This window comes from Nakamurella sp. A5-74, assembly GCF_040438885.1.
In the GTDB taxonomy this organism is placed as follows: Bacteria; Actinomycetota; Actinomycetes; order Mycobacteriales; family Nakamurellaceae; genus Nakamurella.
Map to the genome: position 1 here is coordinate 2,534,495 of NZ_CP159218.1, position 16,038 is coordinate 2,550,532.

The window sequence follows — 16,038 nt, forward strand, 5'->3', positions numbered from 1 at the left end:
ACACCGCCCGGGTGGCGAGCCGGGGGCGTCCTCAGCCCGCCGGCGCGCCGAGCCGACGGACCGCGACCTCGGCCAGCAGCGCTGCGGCGTCCGGCACCACGACATCGTCGAAATCGGCGATCGGCGAGTGGTTGTCCGCGGCTTCCGCCGGGTCGCCCACACACGCGGAGACGAAGATGTAGGCGCTGGGCACCTGTTCCGCGACGAAGGAGAAGTCCTCGGATCCGGCCTCGGGGAACGGCATCTCGACGTACCGCTCGGCTCCGAACAGATCGAGGACGGCGTCTCGGAGCACTGCGTACTCGGCCTCGTCGTTCACGGTCACCGGGTACTCCCGGTGGTAGTCGACGGCGGCGGTCATCGCGTGGGCGGCCGCGGTGCCCTCGGCGACCCGGATGATCTCCTGCTGCACCTTGTCGCGGTGCGCTGCGGAGAACGAGCGGACCGTGAGGTCGATGGTGGCGGTGTCCGGAATGATGTTCTCCTTGGTACCGGCCGCGATCTTGCCCGCCGTGACGACCACCGGGTCGAAGGCGTCGAACCGCCGGGTGACCATGCTCTGCAGTCCGAGCACGATCGCGCAGGCCACCGGGACCGGGTCGAGGGCCGTGTGCGGGGCGGATCCGTGCCCACCCTTGCCGCGCACCGTGATGAAGCACTTGTCCGCGGCCGCCATCAGCGGGCCGGGCCGTCCGAACCAGACGCCGACCGGGTGCTGGGCGGACGTGACGTGCAACGCGAAGGCAGCATCGACCCGACGGCCGGCCACGTCCAGCAGTCCTTCGTCGATCATCGGGGCGGCTCCGCCGGGTCCTTCTTCGCCCGGCTGGAACATGAACACCACGTCGCCCGGCAGCTCGGCGCGGCGCTCGTGCAGGATGCGTGCGGCGCCGACGAGGCCGGCGACGTGCAGGTCGTGGCCGCAGGCGTGCATGGCGCCGTTGGTGGAGGCGAACGGGTGCCCGGTCCGCTCGTCGACCGGCAGCGCGTCCATGTCCCCGCGCAACAGGACGACCGGCGCATTCTCGGAGCGGGCGCCGCCGCGGAGCACCGCGACCACCGAGCTCAGATGACGCCCGAGGGTGACCTCCAGGTCGAGGCCCTGCAACGCCGTCAGGATGCGTTGTTGGGTGCGTGGCAGGTCGAGCGCGATCTCCGGATCGGCGTGGATCTCCCGCCGTAGGGCGATCAGGTCGTCCTTCATGGTCGCGGCGAGGGCGAGCGAGCTGGCGGTGGGCTGCTGGTCGGAAGTCACCCGCTGACGGTAGCGGCCCGAGCGAGCAAAGCATCGGGTGGTCGAGCGACGCCCCCACCGGTGGTCGAGCGAGGGAGGAGCCGAGACCTGGTGGGCCGGATGAAGGATGCGCACCCCAGCAGTGCATGATCGTTCGAACGCCCGGAATGCGCACTGTCCGTGCACGATCGCACATGATCGCGCACCCAGCGAGCACCTTCCGGACGCGATCGAGCCGGCAGCCTGGAGAGGGACGCGATGGGACCGCACGACCGTTGGACGGCGCTGCTGGACATCCTTGGCCGCGATGGCCGCCTCGACGTCGGTGAGGCCGCCGGCGAACTGAACGTCTCCGCGGCCACGATCCGCCGTGACCTCGACCATCTCGCCGGTCAGCAGCTGCTCACCAGGACCAGAGGTGGTGCCGCGCAGGCGAGCGTCGCCTACGACCTACCGCTGCGGTACAAGAGCGGCCGCAACATCGAGCAGAAGGCCCGGATCGGTGCCGCCACCGTTGCCCTGATCCGGCCTGGTTCGGTGGTGGCGATCAACGGCGGGACCACGACGTCCGAGGTGGCGCGTGCGCTGGTGACGGTGCCTGCCACGCCCTCGATGGACGCCGGTGGGCAGGTGTTCACCGTCGTCACCAACGCGCTCAACATCGCCAACGATCTCGCCGTCCGCCGGACGATCAAGCTGGTCGTCACCGGCGGCGTCGCACGTCCCAGCAGTTATGAGCTGATCGGGCCCCTCGCGGAACCGGGTCTGTCGAAGCTGCACCTCGACTACACCGTGTTGGGCGTGGACGGTTTCGACCTGACGGTCGGCGCCACCGCGCACCACGAGGGCGAGGCCGCAGTCAACGCGATGATGGTCGCCCAGGCGTCCTCGGTGATCGTCGTCGCCGATGCGACCAAGCTCGGCGAACGTTCCTTCGCGGTGATCTGCGCGGCCTCGGAGGTCACCACCCTGGTGACGGACGACGCGGCCGACCCGAAGATCGTCGACGCCTTCCGTGAGGCGGGCGTCGAGGTCATCCTCGCCTGAAACGTCACCTGCGCCGGTGATCGAGCGAGCCGACGATGACCGAGCGACGCCGGAGTCGAGATGCCCTGCCCGACGACCCCGTTCAGCGGTCGACGACCATCGCGCGGCTGAGGATCGAGCGCACAGCATTCGGAAACAACGGCAACGGCTCCTCTACGTCGTCGTACGGTCGCCACATCACGGGCACCGCGCTGCCGTCGCTCTCGGTGAGAGTTGCGCCGGACGCCGCTGGCTGAGGATCGAGTCGACCGGTGTGGACGAACACCACTTCATGCCCGAGCACGCCGTCGATCCGGAAGATGTTTTCCACGGTGGCGAGCAGCTCGAGGTCATGGATCGTCGCGCCGAGCTCCTCGTCGACCTCCCGGATGATCGCATCGCGATGGGTCTCCCCGAGCTCGACCCCGCCACCGATCAGGCGGTGATACCCGGCCGGGTGCTCTGCCGTCGGCAAGTTCAGGCTGACGGCGTGGGCGCTCCGGTCGTCATTCGGCGCGATGAGCAGGGCTTTGACGCGGATGAAAGATCTGTCAACCGGCACCGGTCCGCTCATGTCGACAGGCCGCCGAACAGGTCGGCGGCCTTCTTCCGATGCCCCCACCAGTCGGTGGCGAGCGGCACGGCGATGAGGACGACCCACAGCGTGACCACACCCCGGTCCCAGCCCACGAACCAGACGAGGAGCGCCAACCCCACCACCCCGGAGGTACCGAGCACCGGCAACGGACATGCCTTCGGAGGTGGGCGACCTGACCGCGACCGCATCATGCACAGAATCTATCCGTGCTCGACGACTGGATCGCAGAACGAACCTGAGGGTTCATCCGATCGAGTGTGGTGTTGACTCGAGTCCATGAGCGTCATACCCGCTGCGCCGCAACCAGGTCCGGATGCGCGGTCCCTCACCCCCGTCGAACAGCGGGTGCTGGGAGCGTTGATGGAGAAGCAGCAGACGGTTCCGGCGAGCTATCCGCTGTCGATGGCTGCGCTGCGGGCGGCGTGCAACCAGACGTCCAGCCGGGAGCCGCTCACCGACCTCGACGAGCAGACCATCCACCGGACGCTGGCTGACCTGCGGTCCCGTGAGCTCGTGCGTTTCGTGCACACCGGCACCGGCTCCCGCACAGTGCGCTTCCACCAGCGGCTCACCGAGTTCCTCGCCCTGAACGAGCCGTCGACGGCATTGCTGACGGTGTTGTTGTTGCGCGGACCGCAACCCGCGGGGCAGCTGTTCACCCGCACCGAGCGGCTGCACCCGTTCGCGGACCGCGAAGCCGTCGAGAAGTTGCTGACGGAGCTTGCCGCGCTGAGTGAGCCGTGGATCGTGCAGCTCCAGCACCAACCCGGCCAGCGGGACCCACGCTGGGCGCACACGCTCGGACCGGTGGACGAGGCCACGCCGATCCCGACGGCGCAGCCGACCGATCGTGATGCCGTGCTCGAAGGCGGCGCCGATCTACGGGATGCGCAGGTGCGCACCGGCTACGACGCGATGGCCAGTGGATACACGCAGGCGCTGCACGACGAGCTCGCCGGCAAACCGTTCGATCGCTGGGTGCTCGACAGGGTCGATGAGATCGCTCCAGCGGGACCGGTGCTCGACGTCGGCTGCGGGCCCGGGCAGGTGGCGGCGTACTTGGCCGGTCGTGGACGAGCGGCCACGGGCATCGATCTGTCGCCGGCGATGATCGAGGAAGCACGAAGTCTGCACCCGGAACTCGACTTGCAGGTGGGCGACCTGCGGGGCCTGCTCAAGCCTCGCGATGCGGCCGGGTGGTCGGCCGTCGCCGCCTGGTACGCCCTGGTGCACCTTGCCGGTTCCGAACTTGGGGAGGCGGTGCGCGAGTTCGCCCGGGTGCTGGTGCCCGGCGGGGTCGTGGCGATCGCACTGCACATCGGCGACGAGGTCCGACACGTCACCGAACTGTTCGGAGCCGAGGTCGATCTGCACTTCGTGCTGCACGACCGCCATGAGGTGCTCACGGCTGCGACCGCAGCGGGACTGGTCGATGTGCAGTGGTACCTGCGCAGCCCCGATCCTGCAGTGGAGGTGGAGACCGAGCGGCTCTACCTGGTGGGTCGTGCACCTGTCTGATGCCGGGATCGCTCGGGGTGGATGTCCGGCCCGATTCAGACTGGGGCCACGCCGTCGGTCGTGCCGAGCCGGCGGCCGCCCTCGGACGCGCGTCGAGTGCCCGCGAAATCAGGGTGTGACTTCCGGGTCACGAGGCGTAGCTTTCGGCGTGGAGGTGGGCAGAGTGCGGATCCTGGCAGCGACGACAGCGGGCGCCGGTCACTTTGCCGGGTTGTTGCCCTTCGCCCGCGCGAGCGCCGAAGTCGGCCATGAGGTGCGTGTCGCCGCACCCCGATCGTTCGCGGCCGCGGTGCGACAGGCGGGCTTCGTCCACGAGGTACTGGACGAGCCCGACCCAGCCGCCATGGGTGCGACCTTCGGCCGCATTCCGTCGCTCTCGATGCGCGAGGCAGACGAGCTGGTCGTCCAGGACGTCTTCGGTCGACTGGACCTGCAGGCGGCGCTACCCCGGATGCGGGAGATTCTGGACAGATGGTCACCCGATGTGGTGCTCCGCGAGCCGGCCGAACTCGCCTCGTACGTTGCAGCGCAAGAACGCGACATACCCCACGTGCAGACCAACATCGGTCTGAGCAGCGTCGACGATCTCCTGCTCCCGCTCCTGGAGGCGCCCTTGGCCGAGGTGGGAACCGACACCGCAGGTCTGCTGACCGCGCAGCGCTGGACAGTCACGCCACCAACCTTCGATCAGGCCTCTCTCCTGGCCCGCGGGTCCCTGACGCACGCCCGAGACACCGCTGACACCCGGACCGCCCGACCACTCCCGGACTGGTGGCCGGGTCATGACGGCCCGATCGTCTATCTGACATTCGGCAGCGTCGCGGCCTCCGTCGGCTACTTTCCGACGTTCTACGGCGGTGCGGTCGATCAGCTGCACGAGCTCCCCGTGCGGGTGTTGCTCACCATCGGCGAGGCCGGCGATGCTGCCGCTCTCGGAGCAGTACCGGCGAACGTGCATGTCGAGCGGTGGTGGCCCCAGGAGGACGTACTGGCGAACGCGGCCCTCCTCATCAGTCACGGCGGGTTCGGTACGACGCAGGCAGCGCTGGTGACGGCCGTACCGCAGATCGTGATCCCCTTGTTCTCCTTCGATCAGTTCGCCAATGCTGAACGCGTCGAAGCGACGGGACTGGGGGTCGCACTGGTTGACCGAGGTGCCCGCGAACAACGGGCCGGCGACCTCGTCCCCCACGGGCCGCGGGCTGTCGGAAGACTCGCCGCGGCCGTGACCACCGTGCTCCGCGACGAGGCAGCACGTGCCGCCTGCGGACGGCTGGCGGCCGAGGTCGAGGCGTTACCGCCGGCCACCGAGTGCTTGGTCGCACTCGCAGCAACAATGTGACGTCTCAGCTGGTCTGGTGGACGTGCAGTGGCCACTGCGCAGTCCCGACCTGTGATGGAGATGGAGACCGTCGACGGCAAGGGACGAGCACGTCGGGTCGCGGTTGTCGTGGCCGGGGAGCAGTGAGCCGAGGCCCGCTGGGATGGCGAGGAGGCGGCCCTCGATGCGCGTTTCGGCAGAACGTCGTGCGGATTCGGCGATCGAGCGCCATCTTCTGGTCAGACGCTCGGCGCCACTGTCGCAGAGTGGCCACGCGTCCGGCAATTCCGTAATGGCCCTTGCAGCTCTGCCGAACCGGGAGCCACTTTCCGACACCGAACGTCAGGAGGCGGGATCTCGACTCGTCCCTCGCTCGATCAGCGCGGGCGGGGCCGCTCGATCAGCGTGGGGTGACGCGCGGGATCTCGACTCGCTGCGCTCGCTCGATCAGCGGCAGGTCAGTCGAGGCCGAGCAGCGGCTCGAGGCCGTGGGTGAGGCCGGGGCGCAGCGGCGCCTGCCGCAGGGCGAGCAGCACCCCGGGCATGAATGAGGCGCGGTGCAGGGAGTCGTGGCGGATGGTCATCAGTTCGCCTTCGCCGCCGAGCAGAACCTCCTGGTGCGCAACGAGTCCGGGCAGCCGGATCGAATGCACGTGCACGCCGTCGACCACTCCCCCGCGCGCACCGCTCGGATCGCTGACCGTCGCGTCGGGCATCGCAGCCGAACCGGCAGCCGCACGTGCTGCGCCGATCCCCCGCGCTGTCGCGGCGGCGGTCCCGGACGGCGCATCTGCTTTGCCTGCATGGTGCAGCTCCACGACCTCGACGCCGGCGAAGAACGGCGCAGCCTGGCGGGCGAATCGCATCGCCAGCACCGCGCCGATGGCGAAGTTCGGTACCACCACCACCCCGACCGTCGGCGCGTCACCGAGCAACCCGGAGATCTCGGCGAGCCGATCAGCATCGATCCCCGATGTCCCGATCACCAGGTGGATCCCGGCATCGATGCAGAACCGCGTCGTCTGCATCACCGCGTCAGGACGGGTCAGGTCCACCGCCACGGCAGCTCCGGACGCCACCAGCAGGTCCAGGGAGTCCCCGGATCCCAGGCGTGCCACCAGGTCCAGGTCATCAGCGGCGTCCACTGCGGCGCAGGCCTCGATGCCCATCCGACCCGCGGCGCCGATCACTGCGACCCGCGGCCGCTCCGTCATTCCGAGCGTCATGCCGACATGCTCGCACGAGCCTGCAACGGCGTCAGCAGATCGCCGACGGAGCCAGGCAGGTCCCGCACGCCGGCATAGGGTCCGACCACCGCGGCGCTCATCGGCCCGTCCAGGACGGTGCGGGCGACGTCCCACACGTCATCGACGGTCACCGCGGCCAGCGCAGCCAACTCGTCGTCGACGGTGGTGAACTTGGTGCGCACCAGCACGTTCCGACCGATCCGGCTCATCCGGGATTCGGTGTCCTCCAGGCTCAGCGCCATCGAACCCGCCAGCTGACCCCGGGCCCGCCGCACCTCCTCCTCGGTGAACCCGTCCTGCACTGCAGATCGCCACTCGCGGGCGATCAGGGTGGCAACGGTCTCCAGGTTGGACGGAGCGCACCCGGCATAGACGGCGAACGAGCCGATGTCGGTGAACGACTGCGCAGTTGCGTAGCAGCTGTAGGCGAGGCCGTTCTCCTCACGGATGGTCCGGAACAGCCGGGACGACATCCCGCCGCCGAGCACGGTGCTGAGCACGGCCATCGCATGCCGACGCGGGTCGTCCCGTCGGAAGCCGGCAGAGCCGACCATCAGATGTGCCTGTTCGGTGTCGCGGGTGGCGACCCGGATCTGCTGGTCCGGACGGCCGGCGCCGCGTAACACCCGCGCGGGCCGGGGTGATGCGTCACCGGAGAGCCGCGACGCGAAGTTCCGCTTGACCCAGCGGACCACGTCGGCATGATCGACATCGCCGGCGACGGCCACGACCATCCGGTCGGGCGTGTAGCGACGGCGGTAGTAGCCGGCGACCTGACTCCGGGTCATCGCCTCGATCGAGCGAGGAGTCCCGATCACCGGACCGGCCACCGGGTGACCGGCGAAGATGCCTTCGGCGAACGTGTCGGCCAGGGTGTCCTCGGGATCATCGTCGCGCATGGCGATCTCCTCGAGGATCACGCTGCGCTCCACCTCGACGTCCGCGGCCGCGATCACCGCGTCCAGCACGACATCGCTGACGACATCGATCGCGAACTCGGCCTGCTCGGCCAGCACGTGCGTGTAGTAGCAGGTGTACTCGTGCGCCGTGAAGGCGTTGAACTCGCCACCGACTGCGTCCATCGACGCGGCAATCTCACGCCCCGTGCGGTGCCGTGTTCCCTTGAACAGCAGGTGTTCCAGGAAGTGCGAGGAGCCGGCCAGCGTCGAGGCCTCGTCGATGGAGCCGACCCCCACCCAGATCCCTACCGACACCGAACGCGAGGAAGCGACCTCCTCGGTCACCACCCGGAGTCCACCGGAAAGGACCGACATCCGCACCGTGTCCACGGAAGAACCCGGGCCCTGGCGCGCGGGAAGACCCGCGCGCTCCAGGACCCGGGTGCTCCGGGTGCGCACGCTCATCGGTGACTCGCCGACGAGCGCGCGCAGCTGATCTCGGGGATCAGGCGTCCGCTCCGACCGGGGCGTCGGCGGTCGGCGCAGCGCCGACCTCCTCGGCCTTGACCGGGACCAGCGAGATCTTGCCGCGGGCATCGATCTCGACGATCTCGACCTGCAGCTTGTCGCCGACGTTCACGACGTCCTCGACCTTGCCGACCCGCTTGCCGCTGCCCAGCTTGCTGATGTGCACCAGGCCGTCGCGGCCCGGCGTCAGCGAGACGAAGGCGCCGAAGGCGGCGGTCTTGACGACCGTGCCCAGGAACCGCTCACCGATCTTCGGCATCTGCGGGTTCGCGATCGCGTTGATCATGTCGATCGCGGCGTTCACGGCAGCAGCGTCGGAACCGGAGACGTAGACGGTGCCGTCGTCCTCGATGGCGACGTCCGCACCGGTCTGCTCGGTGATCGAGTTGATCATCTTGCCCTTCGGCCCGATGACCTCGCCGATCTTGTCCACCGGGACCTTGACCGACGTGATGCGCGGCGCGAACTCGCTCATCTCGTCGGGCGCGTCGATGGCCTCGTTCATCACCTCGAGGATCGTCAGACGCGCCTCACGGGCCTGGGTCAGCGCACCGGCCAGCACCTCGGAGGGGATGCCGTCGAGCTTGGTGTCCAGCTGCAGGGCGGTGACGAACTCCTTGGTGCCGGCGACCTTGAAGTCCATGTCGCCGAAGGCGTCCTCGGCGCCGAGGATGTCGGTCAGCGCGACGTACTTGGTCTGCCCGTCGATCTCGGCGGAGACCAGGCCCATGGCGATACCGGCGACCGGGGCGCGCAGCGGCACACCGGCGTTCAGCAGTGACATGGTGGACGCGCAGACCGAGCCCATCGAGGTGGACCCGTTGGAGCTCAACGCTTCCGAGACCTGACGGATCGCGTACGGGAACTCCTCGCGCGACGGCAGGACAGGCATCAGCGCACGCTCGGCGAGCGCACCATGGCCGATCTCGCGACGCTTCGGGGAGCCGACCCGACCGGTCTCACCGGTCGAGTAGGGCGGGAAGTTGTAGTTGTGCATGTAACGCTTGCGGGTCTCCGGAGCCAGCGTGTCGAGCTGCTGCTCCATCCGCAGCATGTTCAGCGTGGTGACACCCAGGATCTGGGTCTCGCCGCGCTCGAACAGTGCGCTCCCGTGCACCCGCGGGAGGTAGTCGACCTCCGCGGACAGCGGCCGGATGTCGGCCAGTCCGCGACCGTCGATCCGCACCTGGTCGGTGATGATCCGCTCACGGACGACCTTCTTGGTGACGGACTTGAGCGCGGCACTGATCTCACCCGTGCGGCCCTCGAACCGGTCCTCGAGGGTGGCAAGCACCTCCGTGGTGACCTCGGTGGTGGCGCGGTCGCGGTCCTGCTTGTCGGCGATCTTCATCGCGTCGGCGAGCTTGCCGGCAGCGATCTCGGAGACGGCGTCGAAGACCTCGGGGGCGTAGGACGGGAACGTCTTGAACTCGCGGGTCTCCTTGGACACATGGGAAGCGAGCTCCCGCTGGGCCTCGCAGAGGATCTTGAGGAACGGCTTGGCCGCCTCGATGCCCTGCGCGACGACCTCTTCGGTCGGGGCGGTGGCGCCACCGGCGACGAGCTCGATGGTGCGCTCGGTGGCTTCGGCCTCGACCATCATGATCGCGACGTCATCACCCACGATGCGACCGGCGATGACCATGTCGAAGACCGCGTCCTTGAGCTGCTCGACCGTCGGGAATGCGACCCACTGACCCTCGATCAGGGCGACCCGGGCACCGGCGATCGGACCGGAGAACGGCAGACCGGCGATCTGGGTGGAGGCGCTGGCCGCGTTGATGGCCACGACGTCGTAGAGCACGTTCGGGTTCAGCGCCAGGACCGTGATGACGACCTGGATCTCGTTACGGAGCCCGTCGGCGAACGACGGACGCAGCGGGCGGTCGATGAGGCGGCAGGTGAGGATGGCGTCCTCGGACGGACGTCCTTCACGACGGAAGAACGAGCCCGGGATGCGGCCCGCTGCATACATGCGCTCCTCGACGTCCACCGTGAGGGGAAAGAAGTCGAAGTTCTCCTTGGGGTGCTTGCCGGCACTCGTCGCCGACAGCAGGACGGTGTCCTCGTCGAGGATCGCGAGTACGGAACCGGCGGCCTGCTGGGCGAGCCGGCCGGCCTCGAAGCGGATGGTGCGGGTGCCGAAGCGGCCGTTGTCCAGGACAGCGGTGGCGCTCACGGCGGTGGGGTCTGACATGTGTCTCCTTGTGACGGTCTGCCACGAGAAGTCGCCACGCCCGAAGGCACTCGAGTCGTGCCCGGTGGATGCCGGCCATCGATCGAAGCCACCGGACCCTGCTGCGCTGGAGGTGCTCCAGGCGGGGAGGTTCCGGAGGCCACTACCGAGGACCGACCGTGATCGCGCTCCATGTCGGCGATCTCGGACGTGGGACTGGTCGTGGCGAGGTGTTCCGCGGTCGTGATGCCGCAGAGGTTCAGTTGTGTGGTCCCGGACTGTTCCGGGGCCGGATGCACCTCGCCGGGAGGTCCTGGACGGACACTCCCGGCGAGGGGTGGATCATCGGCGCAGACCGAGCCGCTCGATCAGTGCGCGGTAGCGCGTGATGTCGATGGTCTGCAAGTAGCGCAGCAGCCGACGACGACGGCCGACGAGGCCCATCAGGCCGCGGCGGCTGTGGTGGTCGTGCTTGTGCATCTTGAGGTGCTCGGTCAGATCCGAGATCCGCTTGGTGAGCATCGCGACCTGCGCTTCGGCCGACCCTGTGTCGGTGTCGTGCAGGCCGTACTCGGCGAGAATCGTCTTCTTCTGATCTGAGGTCAATGGCACAGTGCTGCTCCTCGTGCTCGTACCGTGTGAAAGGTGCCCGGCCCCGAGGGGATCTGGTCTCGGCTGTCTCCGGAGGGAGGCCGACGGGCTGACGGATGTCGGTGCGCCGCCACGGACTGCAGCAGCACCGTCTCGCAACGTTACCAGCCGGCGCAGTCGCAGCCGACCGGCGTGCAGGTCTGCGCAGGCAGCCGGGTGATCAGCCGCTCGTCGCGAAGGCCTTCAGCTGGGTGAGGGTGCCGTAGTAGTAGTTCTTGTCCAGGCTGTTGGACGAGCTGTACTGCCAGATCGTCGGGGTCCCGGCCCAGCCGTTCGGCAGCGGGGCGTAGGTGCCGTTGTAGTTGGCGATCCACAGTGGGTGGTCGGCGAACTGAGCCGTGTTGCCGGTGCACTGCTTCCACCAGTCGGTGGTCGAGTAGATCGGTGCCTTGCGCCCGGTCAAGGATTCGTACTTGTCCAGGAACGACTTGATCCAGGAGTTCATCGCACTGCTCGAGAGGCCGTAGCAGGTGGGCGAGCCGTACTCGATGTCCAGCGCTCCCGGCAGGGTCTTCCCGTCGGCACTCCAACCACCCCCGTGATTGACGAAGAACGTCGCCTGGGTGGCGCCGGACGCGCCGGCCGGGTTCGCGAAATGGTAGGCGCCGCGGATCATCCCGGCGTTCGTGGCACCGGTGTACTGGGCCGAGAACGTCGAGCTGGTGTAGGTGGATCCTTCGGTGGCCTTGATGTACGCGAACCTGACTCCGGCGGCGTACTGACCGGCGAAGTCGAAGTTCGCCCCCTGGTAGCTCGCGATGTCGATGCCCTTCACCGTGCTCCCCCCGCTCTGGGTGCAGCGCGGCAGATTCGGGTTGAATCCGCTGTACCCGGTCTTCACATAGGCATCGGTGACGTAGTAGCCGGCCGACGTGTAGTCCCAGATCGTGGAGCCGTAGGCCGCCCCGCCGCTGGTCTGGCACACCACCGGCACCGAACTGCCGCTGAGGTAGGCGTTCACCTTGAGGATGCTCGCGGACAGCGACGGGCCCGAGCGGCCGTCGAGATCAGCGGTGGCGGGGAAGTTCGTCGCGGCCTGCGCCTCGGCCGCGAGGGTGGCCGAGTGTCCACGGTCGCCGACCACGGACGGGCCGTCGGGTGCGGCTGCGGAGGCGATCGTGCCGCCACCGGTCACAGCCAGGAGTACGGCCCCGCCCAGCAGGAGGGCGCCGCGACCGCGTCGGAATGGTGGCTTCATGGTTCGTCTCCTCGGGTGGGACGTGGATGCACTGACCCGGGGAAATTAGCACCGACCGACCGGCGCCGCTCGCCAAGAATTGACATGGACGTGGCCCGGCCGCGACGACCGGGGCTCAGCCATCGCGATCCAGGATCTCGCGGGTCTGCTCGACGTCCTTGCCGATCTGTTCGATCAACGGCTCCACCGCGTCGTAGCGGATCTGCCCGCGGAGCCGTTCGACGAACTCCAGCGCCACCCGGCGGCCGTAGAAGTTGGCGCCGCCGTCGAGGACGAAGGCCTCGACGGTGCGTCGGGTCCCGTCGAAGGTGGGATTGCTGCCCACCGAGATCGCCGCCGGAGAACGCCTGGTGCCCAACAGGAACCAACCGGCATAGATGCCGTCTGCCGGGACCGCTCCGTGCGGTGCCACATCCAGGTTCGCGGTGGGATAACCCAACACCGAGCCGCCCCGACCCTCGCCGTGGACCACCACTCCGTCGAGCCGGTGCCACCGGCCCAGGGCCTTCGCCGCAGCCCGCATGTCGCCGGCGTCGACCAACGCCCGCACATAGGTGCTCGAGACGGTGAAGCCCTCATGGGAGCCCGACCGATCGACACCGTCCGGACCCACCAGGGCGATCTCCTCAGCGGTGAAGCCGAACCGCCGACCCAAGGAGCGCAGCACATCCACGTCCCCGGCGCCGCGGCGGCCGAAGCGGAAGTTCTCCCCCACCAACACGTGCGCCACGTGCAGTTCGTCGACCAGATGGTCGTGGACGAACTCTCCGGCGGGGATGGCCGCCACCCGGGGATCGAACGGCACCACCAGGAACACGTCGACACCGAGCTCGGCCATCAGATCGGCGCGCCGGCGCAGGGTGCTCAGCGAGGCCGGGTGGCTCCCCGGCCGGATCACCTCGGACGGATGCGGATCGAAGGTCATCACCACCGACGGCAACCCCAGCTCCTTCGCCCGCTCGACCAGTCGTCCGACCAACACCTGATGACCCAGGTGCACTCCGTCGAACACCCCGATCGACAGCACGCAGCGTCCCCAGTCCTCAGGGATCTGCTCGAATCCTCGCCAGCGCAACACGTGTTCGGGCCTCCTCGTCGCCTCGGGTCAGTCTGCCCCATGAGCACCACGGGTCACCGCGCGGCGAACACCACCAGCGGCTTCGCCCGGTCGCCGGCGTCCTGCACGAGCGCCAGCAGGATCCCTTGCGCCGCGTCCACTACGGCGACCGGCCCCGGCTCACCGGTCGGAGTGAGGCTCCTGCCGAAGGAGAGATCGAGAGCTTCCTGTCCGGAGGCGATACGCCGGACGAAGGCCAGCCCGGCCGCAGTGGCCGCCGGGATCACCGCGGCGGCAGCAGCGGTGGCCGCCGGCTCGTCGATGTCCTCACCCCTGCCCCCGACGTCGAGCGCACCGTCGACGGAGAACGGCCCCACCGCGGTCCGGCGCAGCGCGGTCAGGTGACCGCCCGTGCCCAGAGCCGCGCCCAGATCGCGGGCCAGCGCGCGGACGTAGGTGCCTGTGGTGCACTCGACCTCGACCGGGAGGTCGATCACCTGGACCGTCCCGCCGCGGCCGTCCGGCGCCTGGAGACGCCTCTCGGGCCCGGTGAGCTCGAAGCGGCGCACCGTGACCTCGCGGGCAGGCAGCTCGAACTCCTCCCCGGCGCGGTGCCGGTCGTAGGCCCTGCGACCGTCCACCTTGATGGCCGACACCGAGTTCGGCCGCTGCTGGATGGTGCCGGTCAACGCGGCGATGGCCGCCAGGATCGCTTGCTCGGTCACCGCTGGAACGACACCGGGGTCGGCGACCGCGATGCTGCTGCCCTGCGCATCGTCGGTGTCGGTGGTGATCCCGAGCCTGATGGTGGCCGTGTAGGTCTTGTCGGTGAGCGCCAGGTGGCCGAGCAGCTTGGTGCAGCGATCCACTGCGATCACCAGCAGACCGGTCGCCATCGGGTCGAGGGTGCCGGCATGGCCGACCTTGCGGGTACGCAGCAGACCGCGGCACCGTCCGACGACGTCATGCGAAGTGGGCCCGGATCGTTTGTCCACCAACAGGATTCCACCGCCTTCCGGGTACTCGGGCGGGGGCCTGGTCACGATGTTCTCTCCTCGTCCTGGGAAGTCCTCGGGATTCGGGGCGGATCGGTGGCAGTGTCCGCGCGCCCGGTGACGTCGCCGCCGTCGGCACCGTCGGTGTTCTCGAGCCCGTGGTCGGCGCCCTCGAGCCCGTGGTCGGCGCCCTCGGCGACAGCCCTGGCCTGCTCGGCCCTGAGCGCTTCCTGTGCCAGGATGGCGTCGTCGACCAGCTCGAAGCGGTGGCGCTGGACACGTACCGGGACGTCCTCACCGCGGGCCTCGGCCAGCAGCACCACGGCCCGGGTGCGCAGCCACCAGGTCAGCAGTCGCCACAGACCGAACGCCGTCAACACGGCCAGTGCGCCGAACGCCCAGCGGAAGGCCTCGGCCGAGTGCACGGGGCTGTCTCCGTCGACCAGGTCGAGGATGGCGCCCACCGCGAAGGTGCCGATCACCGCGGCACAGAAGCCGCCGATGTTCACCAGGCCGGTGGCCGTGGAGATCCGGTGACGCGGGTTGTAGTCGCGCGCCAACTGGAATGCCACCGCCGAAGCGGGCCCACCGACAGCGAGCACGGCGACCACCGCGGCCACCACCGGAATCGGCGGCCGACCGTGCGGCCACGCCACCAGGAGGATCCACCCGGTCAGACAGCCGAGTGACACGATCACCGCGATGTGGGTCCGGATGTCCGGTCGGCGCGCGAGGGTCCGACCGACGACGAGGTTGGCGAACAGACCGACCACCACCATGCCGAGCAACCAGCCGGATGCCGTTGCGACGCTCAGGCCGATCACCTGCGTCAGATAGGGAAATCCCCAGAGCACGCTGAAGACCACCGACCCGGACATCGTGGTGAAGTGCACCCAGAACCCGAGCCGACCACCCGGCATCGACCAAGCAGCCTTGACCTCGGTCACCACCCGGGCGCCCGCCACCGGGGAACCGGCATCGCCGACCTCCCGGAACGGCGCGACCGTCGCCTTGCGGACGAGCACCAGCGCATAGCCGAGGCTGACGGCTCCGGCCGTCAGGAAGGTGGGCGTCCAGCCGAGCTGGTGCAGCAGGCCGGTCAACGGGATGGTCGCGATCAGGTTGCCGAAGGTTCCCAACAGACCGGTGTAGGAGGTGATGATCGGGTAGCGAGGAGCGGGAAACCACCCGGCGGCGAGCCGCAGGACCGAGATGTAGGTCATCGCATCCCCGACGCCGAGCAGTCCCCGCGCGAGCAGCGCGAGCGGGTAGGAGGTGACGAATGCGAACAGCACCTCGGCGGTCCCCATCGTCAGCGTCGCGGCGAGCAACATCCGCCGGGGCCCGAACCTGTCCACCAGCAGACCGGTCGGAACCTGCATCGCGGCGTACATGGCCAGCTGCAGCATGACGAACGACGACAACTGCCCGGCGCTGATGTTCAGCCGTTCGGCGGCCATCGGCCCGGCCACGCCCAGTGCGGAGCGGTGGAAGACGGCCAGCACGTAGACCCCGGCGCCGACGCTCCAGATCAGCCAGGCGCGGCGCGGGGTGGGAGCGATCTCGGTCGGGAGGCTCATCGCACCATCC

General features: G+C 69.0%; 14 protein-coding genes. 3 read left to right on the forward strand and 11 right to left on the reverse strand.

Going from position 1 to position 16,038, the window contains the following annotated elements:
- Window positions 1–31 precede the first annotated feature (31 nt).
- Window positions 32–1,204 (reverse strand): M20 family metallopeptidase, encoded by a 1,173-nt coding sequence (locus tag ABLG96_RS11605; protein WP_353651475.1) that lies wholly within the window; start codon window positions 1,202–1,204, stop codon window positions 32–34.
- 288 nt (window positions 1,205–1,492) lie between these two features.
- Between ABLG96_RS11605 and ABLG96_RS11610 the strand changes: the two genes are divergently transcribed.
- Entirely contained in the window at window positions 1,493–2,281 is a 789-nt protein-coding gene (locus tag ABLG96_RS11610; protein ID WP_353647549.1) for a DeoR/GlpR family DNA-binding transcription regulator, read from the forward strand.
- Between the two features lie 82 nt (window positions 2,282–2,363).
- Here ABLG96_RS11610 and ABLG96_RS11615 read toward each other — a convergent pair whose 3' ends face one another.
- Both ABLG96_RS11615 and ABLG96_RS11620 read right to left on the reverse strand, forming a co-directional pair.
- Window positions 2,364–2,834 (reverse strand): NUDIX domain-containing protein, encoded by a 471-nt coding sequence (locus ABLG96_RS11615; protein ID WP_353647550.1) that lies wholly within the window; start codon window positions 2,832–2,834, stop codon window positions 2,364–2,366.
- Entirely contained in the window at window positions 2,831–3,049 is a 219-nt protein-coding gene (locus ABLG96_RS11620) for a hypothetical protein (protein WP_353647551.1), read from the reverse strand. The genes ABLG96_RS11615 and ABLG96_RS11620 overlap by 4 nt, the downstream gene beginning before the upstream one ends.
- A gap of 85 nt (window positions 3,050–3,134) precedes the next feature.
- Here ABLG96_RS11620 and ABLG96_RS11625 point away from each other — a divergent pair, with 85 nt between their 5' ends.
- Entirely contained in the window at window positions 3,135–4,376 is a 1,242-nt protein-coding gene (locus ABLG96_RS11625) for a DUF480 domain-containing protein (RefSeq protein WP_353647552.1), read from the forward strand.
- A 163-nt stretch (window positions 4,377–4,539) separates the two neighbouring features.
- Window positions 4,540–5,718: a glycosyltransferase gene (locus ABLG96_RS11630; RefSeq protein ID WP_353647553.1), complete on the forward strand. Its 1,179-nt coding sequence runs from the start codon at window positions 4,540–4,542 to the stop codon at window positions 5,716–5,718.
- A 437-nt stretch (window positions 5,719–6,155) separates the two neighbouring features.
- Here the strand turns inward: ABLG96_RS11630 and dapB are convergent, their stop codons facing one another.
- From dapB to ABLG96_RS11670, 8 genes are all read right to left on the reverse strand, one after another.
- Window positions 6,156–6,923, reverse strand: coding sequence for a 4-hydroxy-tetrahydrodipicolinate reductase (gene dapB / locus ABLG96_RS11635; RefSeq protein WP_353647554.1), 768 nt, complete (start codon window positions 6,921–6,923; stop codon window positions 6,156–6,158).
- Window positions 6,920–8,308, reverse strand: a complete 1,389-nt coding sequence (locus tag ABLG96_RS11640) for a pitrilysin family protein (RefSeq protein WP_353647555.1) — start codon at window positions 8,306–8,308, stop codon at window positions 6,920–6,922. Before ABLG96_RS11640 ends, dapB begins: the two co-directional genes overlap by 4 nt.
- A gap of 40 nt (window positions 8,309–8,348) precedes the next feature.
- Window positions 8,349–10,568: a polyribonucleotide nucleotidyltransferase gene (locus tag ABLG96_RS11645; RefSeq protein ID WP_353647556.1), complete on the reverse strand. Its 2,220-nt coding sequence runs from the start codon at window positions 10,566–10,568 to the stop codon at window positions 8,349–8,351.
- A gap of 321 nt (window positions 10,569–10,889) precedes the next feature.
- A complete protein-coding gene (gene rpsO / locus ABLG96_RS11650; RefSeq protein ID WP_353647557.1) occupies window positions 10,890–11,159 on the reverse strand; it encodes a 30S ribosomal protein S15 in 270 nt (89 codons plus the stop codon).
- A gap of 199 nt (window positions 11,160–11,358) precedes the next feature.
- Window positions 11,359–12,396, reverse strand: coding sequence for a GH25 family lysozyme (locus tag ABLG96_RS11655; RefSeq protein ID WP_353647558.1), 1,038 nt, complete (start codon window positions 12,394–12,396; stop codon window positions 11,359–11,361).
- A gap of 115 nt (window positions 12,397–12,511) precedes the next feature.
- Window positions 12,512–13,474 carry a bifunctional riboflavin kinase/FAD synthetase gene (locus tag ABLG96_RS11660; protein WP_353647559.1) on the reverse strand — a complete coding sequence of 321 codons (963 nt, stop codon included), beginning with the start codon at window positions 13,472–13,474 and terminating at the stop codon, window positions 12,512–12,514.
- A gap of 53 nt (window positions 13,475–13,527) precedes the next feature.
- Complete coding sequence (truB, locus tag ABLG96_RS11665) at window positions 13,528–14,496, reverse strand: tRNA pseudouridine(55) synthase TruB (protein WP_353647560.1); 969 nt, start codon at window positions 14,494–14,496, stop codon at window positions 13,528–13,530.
- Window positions 14,493–16,028 (reverse strand): MFS transporter, encoded by a 1,536-nt coding sequence (locus ABLG96_RS11670; RefSeq protein WP_353647561.1) that lies wholly within the window; start codon window positions 16,026–16,028, stop codon window positions 14,493–14,495. The genes truB and ABLG96_RS11670 overlap by 4 nt, the downstream gene beginning before the upstream one ends.
- Between the last annotated feature and the right edge of the window lie 10 nt (window positions 16,029–16,038).